4 protein-coding genes are annotated in these 5057 nt (G+C 60.4%); 3 read left to right on the forward strand and 1 reads right to left on the reverse strand.

Annotated features, from left to right (window positions below; genetic code table 11):
- Positions 1–50 precede the first annotated feature (50 nt).
- Positions 51–2189, reverse strand: a complete 2139-nt coding sequence (gene katE, locus ACW9JE_RS28370) for a catalase HPII (protein WP_457434646.1) — start codon at positions 2187–2189, stop codon at positions 51–53.
- 208 nt (positions 2190–2397) lie between these two features.
- Between katE and ACW9JE_RS28375 the strand changes: the two genes are divergently transcribed.
- The 3 genes from ACW9JE_RS28375 (at position 2398) to ACW9JE_RS28385 (ending at position 4927) form a co-directional block, all read left to right on the forward strand.
- Positions 2398–3405, forward strand: a complete 1008-nt coding sequence (locus ACW9JE_RS28375) for a methionine ABC transporter ATP-binding protein (protein ID WP_224540331.1) — start codon at positions 2398–2400, stop codon at positions 3403–3405.
- On the forward strand, positions 3405–4079 hold the full coding sequence (locus tag ACW9JE_RS28380) for a methionine ABC transporter permease (RefSeq protein ID WP_224540329.1): 675 nt from the start codon (positions 3405–3407) through the stop codon (positions 4077–4079). The genes ACW9JE_RS28375 and ACW9JE_RS28380 overlap by 1 nt, the downstream gene beginning before the upstream one ends.
- Positions 4080–4156: 77 nt before the next feature.
- Positions 4157–4927: a MetQ/NlpA family ABC transporter substrate-binding protein gene (locus tag ACW9JE_RS28385; protein ID WP_224540327.1), complete on the forward strand. Its 771-nt coding sequence runs from the start codon at positions 4157–4159 to the stop codon at positions 4925–4927.
- Positions 4928–5057 lie beyond the last annotated feature (130 nt).

Here is a 5057-nt window from a genome sequence, read left to right on the forward strand (position 1 = left end):
TACAGGTTTCGGTGATCTGTAGGAGCGAGGCTTGCCCGCGAAGGCTTTCTTCAGGCCGGAACCGCCTTGGCCTTCGGCTCCCGCTCCCAAACCCGATGCTGCCCGATCGCCGCGAAAAATGCTTTGAACGACTTGGCATCCGCCCCGACGATCAACCCCGCATCCGCCTCCAGCTTCAACACATCCAGCAACTGCTTCGCTTCGCCGTGCAGAGCAATCGCCTTCAAATGCTTATAAGCCTCCAGCACGTAATGCAGCGCTACGCCGTCACCGCTCAAGGCCTGGATCGACGCCGCACCACCAGGCACGAACACCGCGTCGAAGGCAATTGACGGCATCCCTTCCATCGACGCATCCACCGCAAGCGACTTGCCGTCGGCAGTCTTCACCGGGGCCGAAGTTGGGCCGAGGAGTTTGGCGTGGGCGCCTTCGGCCTTGAGTGCTTTCTTCATGGCATCAATTGCCGCGCCGTCGACGCCATCGGCCGCCAGGATCGCCACCTTGCGGGTCTTGATGTCGGCGGGCAGCAAGTTGGCCTGGCTCAGGGCAGGCGAGCGATCCAGTGACGTTTTCGGCACGTCCACCGTTCCTGCTTTCGGCGCCGGCAACCCGAGGTTCTGCGCGACCCGTTTGGCCAGTTCCAGATCGATGTTGGCGAGGATCTCGTTGACCTGCCGGGCCCGGATGAACTCGCGCTCGACCTTGCCCAACTCGAAGCTGTAGGCCGCAATGATGTGTTCTTTCTCGTGGTCGCTCATGCTGTTGAAAAACAGCCGCGCCTGAGAGAAGTGGTCGCCGAACGACTCGCTGCGCTGGCGGACTTTGTTGGCGTCGATGCGCTCGTAATAACTCTCGAAGCCGCCATCTTCGGCTGCGGGCGGCGTCTCCTTCGGCCAGCCACCGTCGATGGAGTTGGGTTCGTACGCCGCGCGTCCCTTGTCGATGGTGGTGCGATGCTGTGCATCGCGCTGGCCGTTGTGAATCGGGATCACCGGACGATTGATGGGGATCTCGTGAAAATTCGGCCCACCCAGTCGGCTGATTTGCGTATCGGTGTAGGAAAACAGCCGACCTTGCAGCAACGGATCGTTGGAAAAGTCGATCCCCGGCACGATATGCCCCGGGCAGAACGCAACCTGCTCGGTCTCGGCGAAGAAGTTGTCCGGGTTGCGGTTGAGCACCATTTTGCCCAGTGGAGTAATCGGGACGATTTCTTCGGGGATTATTTTGGTCGGGTCGAGGATGTCGAAGTCGAAGGCATGCTCGTTTTCTTCCTCGACTACCTGAACCCCCAGTTCCCATTCCGGGTAGTCGCCCATCTCGATGGATTCCCAGAGATCGCGACGGTGGTAGTCGGTGTCCTTGCCCGCCAGCTTCTGCGCTTCATCCCACACCAGCGAGCAGGTCCCGGCGGTGGGGCGCCAGTGGAATTTGACGAAGCGCGATTTGCCGTCGGCATTGATCATGCGGAAGGTATGCACGCCGAAGCCCTGCATGCTGCGCAGGCTCTTGGGGATCGCCCGGTCGGACATGGCCCAGATCACCATGTGCGCCGATTCCGGCTGCAACGAAACGAAATCCCAGAAAGTATCGTGGGCCGAGCCGCCGGTGGGGATTTCGTTGTGGGGCTCGGGTTTCACCGCATGGACGAAATCGGGAAACTTGATCGCATCCTGAATGAAAAACACCGGCATGTTGTTGCCCACCAGGTCGTAGACGCCTTCGTCGGTGTAGAACTTCACCGCGAAACCTCTTACATCGCGCACGGTGTCGCCTGACCCGCGCGGTCCCTGGACCGTAGAAAATCGTACGAACACCGGGGTCTTTTTTGCCGGGTCCCTTAGGAAACCGGCCTTGGTCAGCGCGCTGTGATTCTCATAGGTCTGAAAATAGCCGTGAGCCCCGGTGCCGCGGGCATGCACGATGCGCTCGGGAATCCGCTCATGGTCAAAATGCGTGATCTTTTCACGCATGATGAAATCTTCCAGCAGCGAAGGCCCGCGGGCGCCGGCCTTCAGGGTGTTCTGGTTGTCTGCCACCTTCACGCCTTGATTGGTGCGCAGGGCCTGGCCGGTGGCGTCGGAGCGGAAATGCTCCAGGCTGTCGAGCTTGGTATTGGTGTTGTTGCGGTCCAGGGTATCGGTCCCGGCCAGTTCGCTCTTGGGCGCGGCAGGCTTTTTAGTACTCATCGGGCATCACTCCTCAGGCTGATTCGAGTTGCCTAAGTAGTGACTGATGACGTTTTTGGGCGTTCCTTTTATCTGACCTTTGATCGCGTTATTGCCAAAACGCTGGATGAAAGCGAAATAAATGCTAAGAACCTCTATACGGACAGGCTAAAATGCGCGCCCGGCTAACCGCTGACCCTATTCCAACGCGCCCCACAAGGTTCGCTACGTGATCGAGTTTCAAAACGTCCATAAAACCTACCGCGTCGCCGGTAAGGATATCCCCGCCCTGCACCCGACCAGTCTGACGATTGAGAACGGTCAGGTGTTCGGCCTGATCGGCCATTCCGGTGCGGGAAAAAGTACCCTGCTGCGTCTGATCAACCGCCTGGAAAACGCCAGCGGCGGCAAGATCATCGTCGACGGCGAGGAAATCACCGCGCTCGACGCCAATGGCCTGCGCCGTTTCCGTCAGCAGGTCGGGATGATTTTCCAGCACTTCAACCTGCTGGCGTCCAAGACCGTGGCCGACAACGTCGCGCTGCCGCTGACGCTGGCCGGTGAAATGTCCCGCAGCGACATCGACAAGCGCGTCGCCGAGTTGCTGGCCCGGGTCGGTCTGTCCGATCACGCCAACAAATACCCGGCGCAATTGTCCGGCGGGCAGAAACAGCGCGTCGGCATTGCCCGCGCCCTGGCCACCAAGCCGAAGATCCTGCTGTGCGACGAGGCCACCAGTGCCCTGGACCCTCAGACCACGGCGTCGGTCCTGCAATTGCTGGCCGAGATCAACCGCGAACTGAAACTGACCATCGTGCTGATCACCCATGAAATGGACGTGATCCGTCGGGTCTGCGATCAGGTCGGCGTGATGGATGCCGGCGTGATCGTCGAACAGGGTCCGGTGGCCGAGGTGTTCCTGCACCCGAAACACCCGACCACCAAGCGTTTCGTGCAGGAAGACGAGCAGATCGACGAAGGCGAACAGCGCGATGACTTCGCTCATGTGCCGGGCCGTATCGTGCGTCTGACCTTTCAGGGCGAAGCGACCTACGCGCCGTTGCTCGGCACCGTCGCCCGTGAAACCGGCGTGGACTACAGCATCCTTGCCGGACGCATCGACCGCATCAAAGACATCCCTTACGGGCAACTGACCCTGGCCGTCACCGGCGGTGACATGGAAGCGGCCTTCGCCCGCTTCACCGCGGCCGACGTCCACATGGAGGTGCTGCGTTAATGGAAGCCCTGACAACTTTCTTCGCCAACATCGACTGGTTCGAAATCTGGCTGGCTACCGTCGACACCCTGCTGATGCTCGGCGGCTCGCTGCTTTTCACAGTGCTGCTCGGCCTGCCGCTGGGCGTGCTGCTGTTCCTCTGCAGTCCGCGCCAGTTGCTGGAAGCCAAAGGCGTCTACGCGATGCTGTCACTGGTGGTGAACATCCTGCGTTCGCTGCCCTTCATCATTCTGCTGATCGTGATGATTCCGTTCACCGTGTTGATCACCGGCACTTCGCTGGGTGTGGCCGGTGCGATTCCGCCTCTGGTGGTCGGCGCCACGCCGTTCTTCGCGCGTCTGGTGGAAACCGCGCTGCGTGAAGTGGATCGGGGCATCATCGAAGCGACCCAGGCCATGGGCGCAACCACGCGGCAGATCATCACCAATGCCTTGCTGCCCGAAGCCCGTCCGGGCATTTTCGCGGCGATTACGGTGACCGCGATTACACTGGTTTCCTACACGGCGATGGCCGGTGTGGTGGGCGCCGGTGGTCTGGGTGACCTGGCGATCCGCTTCGGTTACCAGCGTTTCCAGACTGACGTGATGGTCGTCACGGTGATTTTGCTGCTGGTGTTGGTGCAGGTTCTGCAAACCGTCGGCGACAAGCTGGTGGTGCATTTCTCTCGTAAATAATCGTTTTCGTATTTTGCAAATGAGCCGGCCATTCGCTGGCAGGCGCCAGATCGGGCGCCTCACAAGGAGTTAGCTGAATGAAAAAACTACTCGTCGCGTTCGCTGCCGTTGCAGCCTTTTCCGCCCACGCCGACACCCTGACCGTAGCCGCCACCCCGGTGCCGCACGCCGAGATTCTCGAGTTCGTGAAACCGGCCCTGGCCAAAGACGGCGTCGACCTGAAGGTCAAGGTCTTCACCGACTACATCCAGCCGAACGTGCAAGTGGCCGAAAAACGTCTGGACGCAAACTTCTTCCAGCACCAGCCGTACCTCGATGAGTTCAACAAGGCCAAGGGCACCAACCTGGTTTCCGTGGCCGGCGTGCACCTGGAACCGCTGGGCGCATACTCCAGCAAGTACAAGAAGCTCGATGAGCTGCCAAGCACCGCCACCGTGGTCATCCCGAACGACGCCACCAACGGCGGCCGCGCGCTGTTGCTGCTGGCCAAGGCTGGCGTGATCACCTTGAAGGACTCGAACAACATCCTGTCGACCGTCAAGGACATCACCGAGAACCCGAAAAACCTGAAGTTCCGTGAACTGGAAGCCGCGACCATCCCGCGCGTACTGACCCAGGTCGACCTGGCGCTGATCAACACCAACTACGCGCTGGAAGCCAAGCTCGATCCGTCCAAGGATGCGCTGGTCATCGAAGGCAGCGACTCGCCATACGTGAACATCCTGGTTGCCCGTCCGGACGACAAGGACAGCGAAGACATGAAGAAGCTGGTCGCTGCGCTGCACAGCCCGGAAGTGAAGGCCTTCATCCTCGAGAAGTACAAAGGCGCCGTGGTGCCGGCGTTCTGATCCGAAGCCGTAACAAAAAAGGGGACGCCATGTGCGTCCCTTTTTTTGTGCCCCGTCCCCTGTAGGAGCGAAGCTTGCTCGCGAAAGCGGTGGATCAGTTGGCATCCATTTGGCTGACACACCGCCTTCG

This window comes from Pseudomonas sp. SDO55104_S430 (assembly GCF_054070595.1).